General features: G+C 69.8%; 13 protein-coding genes and 1 tRNA gene. 11 read left to right on the top strand and 3 right to left on the bottom strand.

Annotation, left to right across the window (positions count from 1 at the left end; translation table 11 throughout):
• Positions 1-45: 45 nt before the first annotated feature.
• Positions 46-405 (top strand): winged helix-turn-helix transcriptional regulator, encoded by a 360-nt coding sequence (locus FB381_RS19170; RefSeq protein ID WP_141781753.1) that lies wholly within the window; start codon positions 46-48, stop codon positions 403-405.
• Positions 406-408: 3 nt separating this feature from the next.
• Here the strand turns inward: FB381_RS19170 and FB381_RS19165 are convergent, their stop codons facing one another.
• Positions 409-2,760, bottom strand: coding sequence for an esterase-like activity of phytase family protein (locus tag FB381_RS19165; RefSeq protein WP_141781752.1), 2,352 nt, complete (start codon positions 2,758-2,760; stop codon positions 409-411).
• A 221-nt stretch (positions 2,761-2,981) separates the two neighbouring features.
• Here FB381_RS19165 and eno point away from each other — a divergent pair, with 221 nt between their 5' ends.
• On the top strand, positions 2,982-4,259 hold the full coding sequence (eno, locus tag FB381_RS19160; protein ID WP_141781751.1) for a phosphopyruvate hydratase: 1,278 nt from the start codon (positions 2,982-2,984) through the stop codon (positions 4,257-4,259).
• A gap of 75 nt (positions 4,260-4,334) precedes the next feature.
• Here eno and FB381_RS19155 read toward each other — a convergent pair whose 3' ends face one another.
• Entirely contained in the window at positions 4,335-4,673 is a 339-nt protein-coding gene (locus FB381_RS19155; protein WP_141781750.1) for a hypothetical protein, read from the bottom strand.
• Between the two features lie 297 nt (positions 4,674-4,970).
• Between FB381_RS19155 and FB381_RS19150 the strand changes: the two genes are divergently transcribed.
• The 8 genes from FB381_RS19150 (at position 4,971) to FB381_RS19115 (ending at position 10,059) form a co-directional block, all read left to right on the top strand.
• Positions 4,971-5,486 (top strand): FtsB family cell division protein, encoded by a 516-nt coding sequence (locus FB381_RS19150; RefSeq protein ID WP_246088200.1) that lies wholly within the window; start codon positions 4,971-4,973, stop codon positions 5,484-5,486.
• A 7-nt stretch (positions 5,487-5,493) separates the two neighbouring features.
• Positions 5,494-6,003 (top strand): DUF501 domain-containing protein, encoded by a 510-nt coding sequence (locus FB381_RS19145; RefSeq protein ID WP_141781749.1) that lies wholly within the window; start codon positions 5,494-5,496, stop codon positions 6,001-6,003.
• A gap of 4 nt (positions 6,004-6,007) precedes the next feature.
• Complete coding sequence (locus FB381_RS19140) at positions 6,008-6,922, top strand: Ppx/GppA phosphatase family protein (RefSeq protein ID WP_141781748.1); 915 nt, start codon at positions 6,008-6,010, stop codon at positions 6,920-6,922.
• A 112-nt stretch (positions 6,923-7,034) separates the two neighbouring features.
• Entirely contained in the window at positions 7,035-7,856 is an 822-nt protein-coding gene (locus FB381_RS19135) for a hypothetical protein (protein WP_141781747.1), read from the top strand.
• Between the two features lie 60 nt (positions 7,857-7,916).
• Positions 7,917-8,435, top strand: a complete 519-nt coding sequence (locus tag FB381_RS19130; protein WP_141781746.1) for a glycine cleavage system transcriptional repressor — start codon at positions 7,917-7,919, stop codon at positions 8,433-8,435.
• Positions 8,432-8,989: a peptide deformylase gene (gene def, locus FB381_RS19125; protein ID WP_141781745.1), complete on the top strand. Its 558-nt coding sequence runs from the start codon at positions 8,432-8,434 to the stop codon at positions 8,987-8,989. The genes FB381_RS19130 and def overlap by 4 nt, the downstream gene beginning before the upstream one ends.
• 19 nt (positions 8,990-9,008) lie before the next feature.
• Positions 9,009-9,082: transfer RNA gene (locus tag FB381_RS19120), tRNA-Leu, on the top strand.
• 125 nt (positions 9,083-9,207) lie between these two features.
• On the top strand, positions 9,208-10,059 hold the full coding sequence (locus tag FB381_RS19115) for a Bax inhibitor-1/YccA family protein (protein WP_141781744.1): 852 nt from the start codon (positions 9,208-9,210) through the stop codon (positions 10,057-10,059).
• A 304-nt stretch (positions 10,060-10,363) separates the two neighbouring features.
• Here the strand turns inward: FB381_RS19115 and FB381_RS19110 are convergent, their stop codons facing one another.
• Positions 10,364-11,386: an SGNH/GDSL hydrolase family protein gene (locus tag FB381_RS19110; protein ID WP_246088199.1), complete on the bottom strand. Its 1,023-nt coding sequence runs from the start codon at positions 11,384-11,386 to the stop codon at positions 10,364-10,366.
• A 101-nt stretch (positions 11,387-11,487) separates the two neighbouring features.
• Here FB381_RS19110 and FB381_RS19105 point away from each other — a divergent pair, with 101 nt between their 5' ends.
• Complete coding sequence (locus tag FB381_RS19105; RefSeq protein WP_141781742.1) at positions 11,488-12,888, top strand: cystathionine beta-synthase; 1,401 nt, start codon at positions 11,488-11,490, stop codon at positions 12,886-12,888.
• Positions 12,889-12,928 lie beyond the last annotated feature (40 nt).

Here is a 12,928-nt window from a genome sequence, read left to right as displayed (position 1 = left end):
ATAGTAGTCCCTCAGAATTCGGGCTGTCCCTGTAGGCTGGGACGCATGCCAGCGACGACGCCCGCACACGACCCGCAGGTGTGCAACGCAGCGCTCGTCCGGGCCTTCGACTTCCTCGGCAAGCGCTGGAACGGCGTGATCCTGGGCAGCCTGACCCAGGGGCCGCTCGGTTTCGCCGAGCTCAGGCGCGCCGTGACCGGCATCAGCGACTCGATGCTCTCCGAGCGGCTCAGCGAGCTGGCCGGCCTCGGCCTGATCGCCCGCGAGGTCGACCCCGGTCCGCCGGTGGCGGTCCGCTACGCGCTCACCGGCTCCGGTGCCGCGCTCGCGCCCACCCTCGGCGCGCTCACCGAGTGGGCGGGCGAGCACCTGCCCGCCGCAGGTCGCTGCGACGGGCAGGCGTGACCCTCAGCGCTTGAACGCCTTGCCGAGGTCGAGGAAGGCCGTCTCCCCGGTGGCGTTGTCGAGACCGTCGTTGTCGGTCACGGCGTAGGCGCGACCGTCGGCGCCGACCGTGAAGCCCTCGAGCTTCTCCTGCGTCCACCCATGGGTGCCCTGCAGAGCCGGCAGCAGGTCGTACGCCAGGCGCTTGCGCAGCGGGGTCACCGGGCTGAGCCCGGTGGTGCCGTGACGGGGCACGTCGACGGTGTAGACCCGCTTGATCGCGGCGGTGGTGCCGGCCTGCTTGTCGCGCTCGACGACGGCGAGGGTGTCGTCGTCGACGGCCGTGATCTCCGAGAGGCCGATCCAGTCGCCACCCACAGCAGTCGACTCCAGGCCGTAGCCGAACCATTCCCACTCGCCGGTGGCCGGGGTGTAGCGACCGATCCGCGCGGTGCTCGCGCCGTCGACGCCGGGCTCCTTCGCGGTCGAGTCCGCCCACAGCGGGCGCTGGAGAGCGACGTACACCTGCTCGTCGCGGCCCGTGCCGGTCACCGTGACGCCCTCGAGCCCCCACTTGCCGACCTTGTCGGCGATCTCCGCGGGCAGCGCGACGGTCTCGGTGATCTGGCCCTTCCGGGAGAGGCGGAGCAGGGAGTTCTCGGCCCCGGTGGCACCCTCGTTCGCCACCCAGAAGCCGCCGTCACGCCGGGCGGCCAGCCCCTCGATGTCGAGACCCTCGGCGACCGAACCAGAGGCGTCGGTGACCTCGAGCACGTCGCGGATCACGGCGGGGGAGCGCTTCACCGAGAGGGTGTAGATCCGGCCGGTGGCGTACGCGGCATCGCTGGCGGCGTAGAGCTCGTCGCGCTCGCCCGGCACCTGCGACAGCGCGCTGAGCGCACCCCAGCCGATCGGCTTCCCGTTCCGCGAGGCCGACTCGATGGTCGGGAACGACGCTCCCTTCGGTGCCTTCCCGAACCCGTAGACCGAGACCGACGCCCGCACGAGATCCTCGGCGGAATCCTCCTCTGAGGAGATCGCGAGCAGGTTGCGCGATGGGATCGGCAGCAGCCCCTCGGGGCCGTTGGTCGCCGGCAGCACCTGCTTGAACTTCGGTGAGGACGGCGTACGCATGTCGTAGACGGCCACGAAGTTGCTGCGCTCGGAGCCGACGAAGGCGTAGGGCACGCCGCCGAAGGTGTCGAAGGCGATCCCCTCGGGCTCGACGCCCTTCTTCGCTGCCCGGTCGTTGTTGTGGAGACCGTGCTTCGTCGCCAGATCCTCGAACGAGGACCCGGCGTCCCAGACGACCGTGCCGCTCGTGGCGCGGAAGACGGTCCAGCCGCGGGTGCCGCCCTTCCAGTCGCCCTCGTTGGCGGTGGCCACGAGCCCGTCGCCGACCCACTGGATCGCGTCGGGCTCGCGGGGCGCGTCGACGGTGTCGACCGGGTCGAAGCGACCGTCCTTGGTGGCGTCCACGCCCGGGACGACGGCGTTGCCGGCGCTCCACACCTGATCGATCGAGGCCGAGGCGAGGTCGATGATCGCGACGCCGTTGTTCTCCTGCAGGGTGAGCGCGAGCTTGTTCTCGGAGTTGATGTCGACATACTCCGGCTCCGCGTCCTCGGGAGCCGCGAGCCCCTTCAGCGCCGAGGCCGGCAGCGCCACATCGGTGATCGACCACTCGGTCGGACCACCGTCGAGGCCGACGACCTTGACCGAACCGGCCGGAGCCTGGGGCAGGTCGCCCTCCTCGCCACCGGCAGGGGTGACGGCCTCGTTGCGCTGGTTCTCCATCGCGATCGCGGCGTAGGTGCCATCCGGGCTGACCGCGATCGAGTCCGGCTGACCGCCGAGATCGTACGACGCGACCTCCTCGTGCGGTGCGGCCAGCGAGACCACGTCGATCCGGCCGGCACGGGTGCCGACGGCGGGCTCCTCGTCCTCCCACTCCGTGTCCTCGAGGCCGGGGTAGGTCGACTCGTCGACCACGACCAGCGCGTGGTCTCCCACGATCGAGACCGACGTGGGTGAACCGCCCTTGCCGCCGGAGACGTCGTGGCTGCCGAGCCCCTTCGGCGCCGACGGGTTCGTGATGTCCACGAAGCCGATCCGGCCGCCGGCCGCGTCGGTGTACGCCAGGGTGTTGCCGTCCTCGGAGACGGCCGAGATCTCGGCGACGGTGCCGTCGGCCGGGTCGGTCCCGGCCGGCACGTTCTCGAAGACCGGATAGGTCGCGATCCTGCTGAACACACCGTGCCGGGCCGGTTCGGCGGCTGCGGTGCCACCGAGCACCGTCACCAGCGATGCGCCCAGGCCCCCGATGGCCACGACGCCGACCCCGGCCAGTGCGAGGCGATGCTGCAAGGGATTCATGTCGGGTTCCTCTCGATTCAGTTTCCGGAGGCACGATCCGGGCAACGCCGCACTCGGAGGCGTCGTCGTGGTGGCCGGGCGCCGACCTCGGCATGAACACCAGGTGGGAAGACACCGGGGCCGGTCTACCGACGGGTTAACGTTCCAATCGCCAGCCCCGGTCGGCCGGGTAATAGGCTGGCGGTCATCACCCCCTCCGTCCCTGACCCAGGAGTACTTCAGTGGCAGCGATCGATGCCGTAGGCGCCCGCGAGATCCTCGATTCCCGAGGCAACCCGACCGTCGAAGTCGAGGTCGTCCTCGATGACGGCACCTACGCCCGGGCCCAGGTGCCCAGCGGCGCCTCGACCGGAGCCTTCGAGGCCGTCGAGCTCCGCGACGGCGGCGAGCGTTACGGCGGCAAGGGCGTGAAGAACGCCGTCGAGGCCGTCGTCGAGTCGATCGCGCCGGCGATCGAGGGCTTCGACGCCGACGACCAGCGGCTCGTCGACCAGGCCATGATCGAGGCCGACGCGACCCCCAACAAGGCCCAGTTCGGCGCCAACGCGATCCTCGGCGTCTCGCTCGCGGTGGCCAAGGCGGCCGCGTCCTCGGCCGAGCTCCCGCTCTACCGCTACCTCGGGGGCCCCAACGCCCACCTGCTCCCGGTGCCGATGCTCAACATCCTCAACGGTGGCTCCCACGCCGACTCCAACGTCGACATCCAGGAGTTCATGATCGCGCCGATCGGCGCGCCCACCTTCGCCGAGGCACTGCGCAGCGGCGTCGAGGTCTACCACGCCCTCAAGGCCGTGCTGAAGACGAAGGGCCTCTCCACCGGTCTCGGTGACGAGGGTGGCTTCGCGCCCAACCTCGACTCCAACCGGGCCGCGCTCGACCTGATCGTCGAGGCGATCGGCAAGGCGGGCTACGAGGCCGGCAAGGACATCGCGCTGGCCCTCGACGTCGCGGCCAGCGAGTTCCACGAGGACGGGGCCTACCTCTTCGAGGGTGCCAAGAAGTCCTCCGCCGAGCTCACCGCCTACTACGAGGAGCTCGTCGGCGCCTACCCGATCGTCTCGATCGAAGACCCCCTCAACGAAGAGGACTGGGACGGCTGGAAGACGATCACCGACGCCATCGGCTCCAAGACCCAGCTCGTCGGCGACGACCTGTTCGTCACCAACGTCGAGCGTCTCTCCCGCGGCATCCAGGGCGGCCAGGGCAACTCGCTGCTGGTCAAGGTCAACCAGATCGGCACCCTGACCGAGACCCTCGACGCCGTCGACCTCGCCCACCGCAGCGGCTTCTCCACGATGATGTCGCACCGCTCCGGCGAGACCGAGGACACCACGATCGCCGACCTTGCCGTCGCCGTCGGCTCCGGCCAGATCAAGACCGGCGCTCCGGCGCGCTCCGAGCGCGTCGCGAAGTACAACCAGCTCCTCCGCATCGAGGACGAGCTCGGCGAGGCCGCCCGCTACGCCGGCGCCTCCGCCTTCCCGCGCTACCAGGGCTGATCCCAGGGCTGATCAGCCCCACAACGCGAGCGGCCCGGTCCGAGAAGGACCGGGCCGCTGCGCGTATCGAGCTGGTCAGCTCATCGCGTCGGTGACGCACTTCTGGATGTCGTCGCTGAGACCCGAGACGATCTCGCGGTCCTTCTTGCTGCCGGTCTTGTCCTTGCCCTCCATCGCGTTGGCAAGGGCCTCGTCGGAGAGGTCGGAGTCGACGAGCTCCTTGGCGATGCAGTCGTAGGCCTTGTCGGGGAGGCTGCTCGGCATCGACATCGTCTCGCCGGCCTTGCCGTCCTTGAGGGACTTGGACAGCTCGTCGGCGGTCGGCCGGTCGCCGCCGCCGCATGCGGTCAGCGCCAATGCGCAGACGGCAGGAACGACGATGACGCGAGCAATTCGTCGGGCGTTTGTCTTCATGATGTTTCCCTCGTTAGGTGCTGATCTTCGGAACGGTGCTTTCCCAGATCCCCGAGAAGCAGAAGCACCGTAGTCGTAGACGGCCGTGGCCGCACCACCGGTGCCTCGGAGAGCCTGCACCCCCAAGGTTTTACCTCACTTCGGCGCGTACGGGTCGCTCTCCCGGCGCGAGTCCGACCTCAGGACGCATACCTCGGATGGGATGATGATGCCGTGGCGACGCAGGGACCCGGTCAGAGCAAGCGCACTCACGGACCCCGAGGACCTCAGGGTCCGGGGCGGCGGCCGCGCGCGCCCATGACGGCCGGGCCGGCCGCTCTCAGTGGCATCGAGGCGCTGCGCAAGAGGCTACGCAAGCCCAAGCTCACCGGTCGCGCGATGATGGTGATGGTGGTGGCGGCCGTGCTGGTGATGTCCTACGCCTCCTCGTTGCGGGCCTACCTGGAGCAGCGCCACGACATCAACTCGCTCCAGACCGAGATCGCCCAGCGCAAGGCCCACATCAAGCAGCTCGAGGAGCAGACCCGACGCTGGGAGGACCCGGCCTTCGTGCAGCAGCAGGCGCGGGAACGGTTCGGCTTCGTGATGCCCGGAGACACGGCGTACGTCGCCCTCGACGAGAACGGCGAACGGATCCAGACCGAGCCCGAGCTCACCGACCCCGGCAAGGTGGGCAGTGCCGAGGCGCCGAAGCCGTGGTGGGACGATGCGTGGGGGTCGGTGCTTCTGGCCGGTGACCCGCCCAAGCAGACCGGGCACGGGCCCGAGTCGGAGATCGCCCCGCCAGGCAGAGCGAAGCAGAAGGAAGACTGAGACAGACATGGCCATCGATCCAGCAGACGTGTCCGCGATCGGGGCACAGCTGGGGCGCGAGCCACGCGGCATCCACGAGGTCGGGCACCGCTGCCCGTGCTCGCTGCCCGACGTGGTGACCACCGAGCCGCGGCTGCCCAACGGCACGCCGTTCCCCACCACCTTCTACCTCACCTGCCCGCGGGCCGCCTCGAAGATCGGCACCCTCGAGGGCACCCACGTGATGAAGGAGATGGAGGCGCGGCTGGCGCAGGACCCGGAGCTGGCCGCGGCCTATGAGAAGGCCCACGAGGCCTATCTCGAGGCGCGCTACGAGCTCGGCGACCCGCCCGAGATCCATGGCATCTCGGCCGGCGGGATGCCGACCCGTGTCAAGTGTCTCCACGTGCTCGCCGGCCAGGCGCTCGCGCAGGGGCCCGGGGTCAACCCGCTCGGCGACGAGGTGCTCGAGCGGCTGGGCGAGTGGTGGAAGCAGGGTCCGTGCGTCGACCTCGAGCTGGAGGACGAGGAGCAGTGACGCCGTGACGCGGGTCGCTGCCATCGACTGCGGCACCAACACGATCAAGCTCCTGATCGCCACCGTCACCGCCGATGGCCTGACCGAAGACCTGCGCGAGGCGCGCATGGTGCGCCTGGGCCAAGGCGTCGACCGCACCGGGGTGCTCGCCGAGGAGGCCCTCCAGCGCGCGTTCGGGGCCATCGACGACTACGCCGCGCTGATCCGTGACCACGAGGTCGAGAAGGTGCGCTTCGTGGCCACCTCGGCCACCCGCGACGCCGCCAACGCGGCGACCTTCATCGACGGCGTACGTGCTCGTCTCGGGGTCACGCCCGAGGTCGTCACCGGGGCCGAGGAGGCGGCGCTCTCCTTCGGCGGCGCGGCGCGCAACCTGCCCGGCACGCCTACCCCGCCGGTCCTGGTCATCGACATCGGCGGCGGATCGACCGAGCTGATCCTCGGTGAGGGGCCGACTCCGACGGCGAGCGACTCGATGGACATCGGGGCCGTCCGCCTCCACGAGCGCCACCTGCGGTCCGACCCGCCCACGCGGGAGGAGATCGAGGCCTGCGTACGCGACATCGACGCGCACCTCGACGCCTGCCCCGTCGACCCCGGCGCGGCCAGCACCGCGGTCGCGGTCGGCGGCACCGCGATCCAGCTGACCATGGGGCTGCTCCAGCTGGCGGCGTACGACCCGACCGTCACCGACCACGCCGAGATGACCGTCGACGACATCGCCGAGATCGTCGACCGGCTGCTCGCGATGAGCCTCGAGGAGCGGATCGCGCAGCCGTGGATGCATCCGGGGCGGGCCGACGTGATCGCGGCCGGCGGGGTCATCCTGGCCCGGATCCTGAGACGCTCGCGTGTCGCGTCCGTTGTCGTCTCTGAATCAGACATCCTCGACGGAATCGCCTGGTCCGTTAGAGACTAGGCACGTCGGGGGGCTTGACCTGTGCACATGGCGCTTTTGTGCCATACGCCTAGGTTTGGGTTACCGGCATACCCAACAATCAACCGAAAGCTGTCTCTCGGAAGGTCATGACGTGAAGAAGCTCATCCTGTTTGCCCTCGCTGCCGCTGGAATCGGCGTGTTGGTCAAGAACAAGTCTGAGCAGCTGAAGGCCGGCGCCAACAAGGTCAGCAACGACCCGCGGTTCCAGTCGGCCCTCGCGACCGCCTCGGAGAAGGCGGCCCCGCTGAAGGAGAAAGCTGCTCCCTACGCCTCCACGGTGAAGGAGAAGGCGGGGCCCTACGCGGCCACCGTCAAGGAGAAGGCCGGTCCTTACGCCGACCAGGCGCGGGAGAAGGCCGCTGCCGCTGCCGGGGCTGCCTCCGACAAGCTGCACCGCGACGACTCCACCACTGGGTCCACCACTGGGTCCGACACCGGGTTCGGCGCGGGCGCGACGACCCCGGCGTCGAGCAACTCGACCACCGAGGAGGTCTTCGACGCCGAGTCGCCGGCCACCCCGGAGCCGGGTGCGGCCACTGGGTCGTCCTCGACCAGCGAGTACGGCGGCTACCCGCCGGCTTCCTCGTCGGCCCCGTCGTCGGCTCAGCCCACGTCGGCTCCCGCGTCGCCGGCCCCGGTGACCGGAGACCCGCTGACCGACCCGATCGACCCGTACGCCGAGGAGGTTCCGTCCTCCTCGACCGGCGACGCTCCGGCTGCTGACGAGGCGCCCTTCGTCGAGGAGGCGCCGACCTCGGAGAATGACCAGACCACCTACGACGACCTCGGCGAGGGTGACACCGTGGTCAAGCCGACCTCGGAGTCCGCTCCCGAGTTCGCCCCGGAGCCGGTCGACTCCACGAAGTCCGACCCCGCCAAGGACGGCACCGACACGCAGTGGTTCCGCGGCTGATCGAGTCCACCTGAGTCACCCGCGGTCCGCCACCGGCGGGCCGCGGGTGACAATGGTCGGGTGACCATCCACGCCATCACCGTCCTGGGCCACGACCGCCCCGGCATCATCGCCGAGACCACCGCCCGCCTCGCCGGACTCGGACTGAACCTCGAAGACTCGACGATGACCCGGCTGCGGGGCCACTTCGCGATGACGCTGCTGTGCGCCGGCGCGACGGACGCCGAGGCGATCCGCGCCGATCTCGCCCCGATCGCCGCCGACGGCACCCTGACGGTCACCGTCTACGACCTTCCCGACGAGCATGCCGCCTCGGGCCCCGGACAGCTCTTCGTGCTCTCGGTCCACGGTGGCGACCGGCCAGGCATCGTCTCCACGGTCACCGCCGAGATCGCCGCCGCGGGCGGCAACATCACCGACCTGACCACGCGCCTCTCCGGCGATCTCTACGTCGTCGTCGCCGAGCTCGAGCTGCCGGCGTCGGCCGACCTCGCCGAGCTCGAGGCCTCGATCGAGCGCGTCACCCAGGAGCTCGGCGTCGGCGCCACCCTGCGCCCGCTCGAGGCAGACGACCTGTGAGCACGAACGAGCGCGTCGCCGCTTGGACCGAGGCCGAGCTGGGCGTCGAGGGGAAGGTGCTCGACGTCGTACGTGCGCCGGCGCAGGTCCTGTCCGTGCCCGGCAAGGACGTCGATCCGGCTGCCCTCGAGACGGTCCAGCTCGCTGCCGACCTGGTCGCCACCATGCGTGTCTCGCCCGGCTGTGTCGGGCTGGCCGCCGACCAGGTGGGCGTCTCGGCGCGCATCTTCTGCGTCGACGTCTCGACCCACGTCAAGACCAAGACCCACCACGGCACGTACGTCCTGTGCAACGCCGAGGTGCTCGAGGCCAGCCGCAACGAGAAGGCACGCGAGGGATGCATGTCGGTGCCCGACCTGACCGGTGACGTGAAGCGGGCGAGCCGGCTGAAGGTACGCGGCCAGCTCCCGGTCACCGGCGAGACCGTCGAGATCGTCACTGACGCCTTCGAGGCGCGCTGCCTGCAGCACGAGATCGACCACACCAACGGGCTGCTCTTCATCGACCGCGTCGCCGGAGCTCACGCGCTGCACCAGCGCCAGACGTACTTATGACGCTAATCTCGTCCGCGCGGCCCCGGTGTCCCAACTGGCAGAGGAAGACGACTTAAAATCGTTGTGTTGCGGGTTCGAATCCCGCCCGGGGCACACTTGAACCTGCGGAACCTCAGGGTCAACCCGGACGTTGAGTGACGTACAGGGCCAGTACGCTGGCTATATGGAGCCGTCATCGCGGCGGTTCCCCCACAAGTCGCTTATGAGGAGTGACCCAGATGCAGAGCAACAACCCGGTGTTCCGTAGGGCAGAGGGCTTCGGGCAGCCGTCGAACAACGCTTACGGCAACATGACCTACGCGGGCAACGGTGCGCCGCACGCCGGCTACGGGCAGGACCCGAGCCAGTGGTCGACCGGCGCCCCGCAGGCGCCCGGTGCCGGCGCCCCGATGACGATCGACTCGGTGGTGCAGAAGGGCGCGATCACGCTCGGCGTGGTCGTCCTCACCGCTATCGCGACCTGGGTGCTGACCCCCGACATCGGCTCGGCGACCGCCAACATCGCGCCGCTCTACATGGCCGCGACCCTCGGTGCCGGTGCCGCGTTCATCCTCTCGCTGGTCAACTCGTTCAAGCGCGTGATCAGCCCGGCGCTGGTCCTCGCCTTCGCGGTCGCCGAGGGTGTCGCCCTGGGTGCGTTGAGCAAGGTCTTCGACGCCATGATCGGCGGCGGCATCGTCGTCCAGGCCGTGATCGGCACCTTCGCCGCGTTCGCGGGCACGCTGGCCGCCTACAAGTTCTTCAACATCAAGGTCGGTGCGAAGTTCCGCACCTTCGTGATCGCGGCCATGTTCGGCATGGTGGGTCTGAGCCTGCTCGAGGTCGTGCTCGGCATGTTCGGCGCCAGCTTCGGCCTCTTCGGCCTCGGCACCCTCGGCCTGATCACCGCCGTGATCGGCCTGGCACTCGGTGTGTTCATGCTGATCCTCGACTTCGACCAGATCGAGCAGGGCATCCGCGCCCAGCTCCCTGAGCGCGAGTCCTGGCGCGCCGTCTTCGGCCTCACCGTCAGCCTGGTCTGGATCTACACCAACCTGCTCCGCCTCCTGGCGATCTTCCAGCAGGACTGATCCTCCCGACCACAACCGCCCCGCTCCGTACCCCGGAGCGGGGCGGTCTCGATTTCGCCGAGAAGTCACTCCTGCAGGGTGAGAAGTCACTCGTGCAGGTCGAGGGGTCGCTTGTGCAGGTCGAGAGGTCACTTCTGCAGGTCGAAGGGTCACCCAATGACTAATCGACCTGTAGAGATGACGTCTCGACGTACGCGGGTGACTTCTCACCCTGCAGAGATGACTCTTCGGCCTGCAGGAACGACCCCTCGACCTGCCGGAGTGACTCCTCGGCCTGCAGGAGTGACTTCTCGCCGGAGGTTGGTCAGCGGTCGGCGGGGTGGGGTTCGGCGAGGGGTGGGATCTCGGCGGGGCGTTCGCCGCGGCGGGGGGAGCGCTGGTCGTTCTCGAAGGACCGGGCGCGGGCCCAGTTGCGGCCGACGCGGCCGCGGGGGCGCGGGGCGGGGTCGATCTCGGTGCCTGGCCGGATGACGGCGCGCAGGGAAGCAGCAGCGAGGGGCATCACCTGCTTGCCGTTGTAGGTCTCCAGGATGGCGTTCTCGTCGCCGACGAGTCCGAGCACGGAGAGGGTCGGCGGCACGAGCACCTCGCCGAGAGCGTGGTAGCCCGCAGCGGAGGGGTGGAAGAGGTCGGCGCCGAACCAGAAGGCGGGGGTGGCCTTGAAGGCAGGCCCGAGGACGTCACCCAGCGACACGGTGTGGCCACCGGCGCGGACGACGTGGAAGATCTGACCGGCGGCGATGCGGATCGACCACGCCCGCATGACCTGGCGCAGCGGCGGCAGGATCGGGGTGGCGGTGGCGAGGTCGGGGACGGTGCCGACCAGCACCTTCACTCCCGCCTCCTGCAGCCGGGTGACGGCCTGGGCGAGGTGGCTGACCGCGACGGTCGGCCGCACGCGGCGGATCACGTCGTTGGAGCCGACCAGGATGACGGCGACGTCGGCCTCGGCGGCGATCGCCTTCTCGACCTGCGGGTGCAGGTCGGAGGACTTCGCGCCGATCTCGGAGAGGTCGTGCAGCCGCACCGGGCGGTGTGCCTTCTCCGAGACGCCGGAGGCGAGCACGGCACCAGGAGTGTCTTCGACCTCGGTCATCCCGTAGCCGGCCGCGCTCGAGTCACCGAGCAGGGCGATGTTGATCGGGCGCCCGGCGTGCAGCGCGCCGTACCACCCCGTCGGGGACGGTGCCACCGGCATCTTCACCTGGTGGGTCGCCCGCACCGCGAGCGCGGCCTCACCGACGAGCACACCGACGAAAGCGGCCGTCGCGACCAGAACACCTCCGCCGGCGTACGCGCTCTTGCGAGCCAGACTCTTCTTCGCCACGGTGACCACTCTAAAGTCTTTGCCCTATATCCCGGCACTCAGTATCGGGATATAGGGCCAGTGATAATGGGACGGGCACCTAGTGGACATACGCTGTGGCCATGGAGTACGTGGACTCGCTTCTCGACCTTATTGGCAACACTCCGCTCGTGCGGCTGGGGCGTGCGCTGGACGGCGCCGGGGCCTCCGAGCCCGGTCAGGGACCGCTGGTTCTGGCCAAGGTGGAATACCTCAACCCGGGCGGTTCGGTGAAGGACCGCATCGCCACCCGGATGATCGAGGCGGCCGAGGCCTCCGGCGAGCTCCAGCCCGGCGGGACGATCGTCGAGCCCACCTCCGGCAACACCGGTGTCGGCCTGGCGATGGTCGCCCAGCAGAAGGGCTACAAGTGCGTCTTCGTCTGCCCTGACAAGGTCAGCGAGGACAAGCGCAACGTGCTGAAGGCCTACGGCGCCGAGGTTGTCGTGGCGCCCACCGCGGTGCCGCCCGAGCACCCCGACTCCTACTACAACGTCTCCGACCGGCTCGCGAGCCAGCCCGGCGCCTGGAAGCCCAACCAGTACGCCAACGCCAACAACCCGCGCTCCCACTACGAGGAGACCGGCCCCGAGATCTGGCGCCAGACCGAGGGCAGGATCACCCACTTCGTCGCCGGCGTCGGCACCGGCGGCACGATCTCCGGGATCGGCCGCTACCTCAAGGAGCAGAACCCAGACGTCCAGGTGATCGGTGCCGACCCCGCCGGCAGCGTCTACTCCGGCGGCAGCGGCCGTCCCTACCTGGTCGAGGGCGTCGGCGAGGACTTCTGGCCCGAGACCTACGACCGTGGCGTCGCCGACCGGATCATCGAGGTCTCCGACGCCGACTCGTTCGCCTACACCCGCAGGCTCGCCCGCGAGGAGCAGCTCCTCGTCGGCGGGAGCGCCGGCATGGCTGCGTACGCCGCCAAGCAGCTCGCCGCCGAGCTGGCCGGCACGCCGGAGGGCGAGAACGCGGTGATCGTCGTGCTGCTGCCCGACTCCGGGCGCGGTTACCTGACCAAGGTGTTCAACGACGAGTGGCTGGCGCAGTACGGCTTCGCGACCGGCGAGGCGGCCAAGCAGACCGTCGGCGACGTGCTGCGCGGCAAGTCGGGCCGGCTGCCCGACCTGGTCCACACCCACCCCGGCGAGACGATCGCGGAGGCCGTGCACATCCTGCAGGAGTACGGCGTCTCGCAGATGCCCGTCGTGCGCGCCGAGCCGCCGATCGTGGCTGCCGAGGTCGCCGGCTCGGTCTCGGAGCGCACCCTGCTGGAGGCGCTGTTCACCGGCAAGGCCAAGCTCACCGACTCGGTCGAGGAGCACATGTCGCCGCCGCTGCCCTCGATCGGCTCCGGCGCCGGGGCACAGGACGCGGCCCACACGCTGGGCTCCTCCGACGCTCTGCTGGTGCACGAGGACGGCAAGCCGGTCGGTGTGCTGACCCGCCAGGACCTCCTCTTCTTCCTGACCAACGCCTGAGGTGACCGATACCCTCCCCCGGACCGGGGGAGGGCGAGGT

It is taken from the genome of Nocardioides albertanoniae, assembly GCF_006716315.1.
GTDB classification, from domain to species: Bacteria; Actinomycetota; Actinomycetes; order Propionibacteriales; family Nocardioidaceae; genus Nocardioides; species Nocardioides albertanoniae.
Note: the sequence above shows the minus strand (reverse complement) of the source record. Positions and strands in the feature narration are given on the sequence as shown.

What these genes read in the sequence shown, in the direction of transcription:
- FB381_RS19170 (WP_141781753.1), top strand. Translation starts at nt 46, where the DNA reads ATGCCAGCGACGACGCCCGCACACGACCCGCAGGTGTGCAACGCAGCG.
- FB381_RS19165 (WP_141781752.1), bottom strand. Translation starts at nt 2,760, where the DNA reads ATGAATCCCTTGCAGCATCGCCTCGCACTGGCCGGGGTCGGCGTCGTG.
- FB381_RS19155 (WP_141781750.1), bottom strand. Translation starts at nt 4,673, where the DNA reads ATGAAGACAAACGCCCGACGAATTGCTCGCGTCATCGTCGTTCCTGCC.
- FB381_RS19150 (WP_246088200.1), top strand. Translation starts at nt 4,971, where the DNA reads ATGACGGCCGGGCCGGCCGCTCTCAGTGGCATCGAGGCGCTGCGCAAG.
- FB381_RS19145 (WP_141781749.1), top strand. Translation starts at nt 5,494, where the DNA reads ATGGCCATCGATCCAGCAGACGTGTCCGCGATCGGGGCACAGCTGGGG.
- FB381_RS19115 (WP_141781744.1), top strand. Translation starts at nt 9,208, where the DNA reads ATGCAGAGCAACAACCCGGTGTTCCGTAGGGCAGAGGGCTTCGGGCAG.
- FB381_RS19105 (WP_141781742.1), top strand. Translation starts at nt 11,488, where the DNA reads ATGGAGTACGTGGACTCGCTTCTCGACCTTATTGGCAACACTCCGCTC.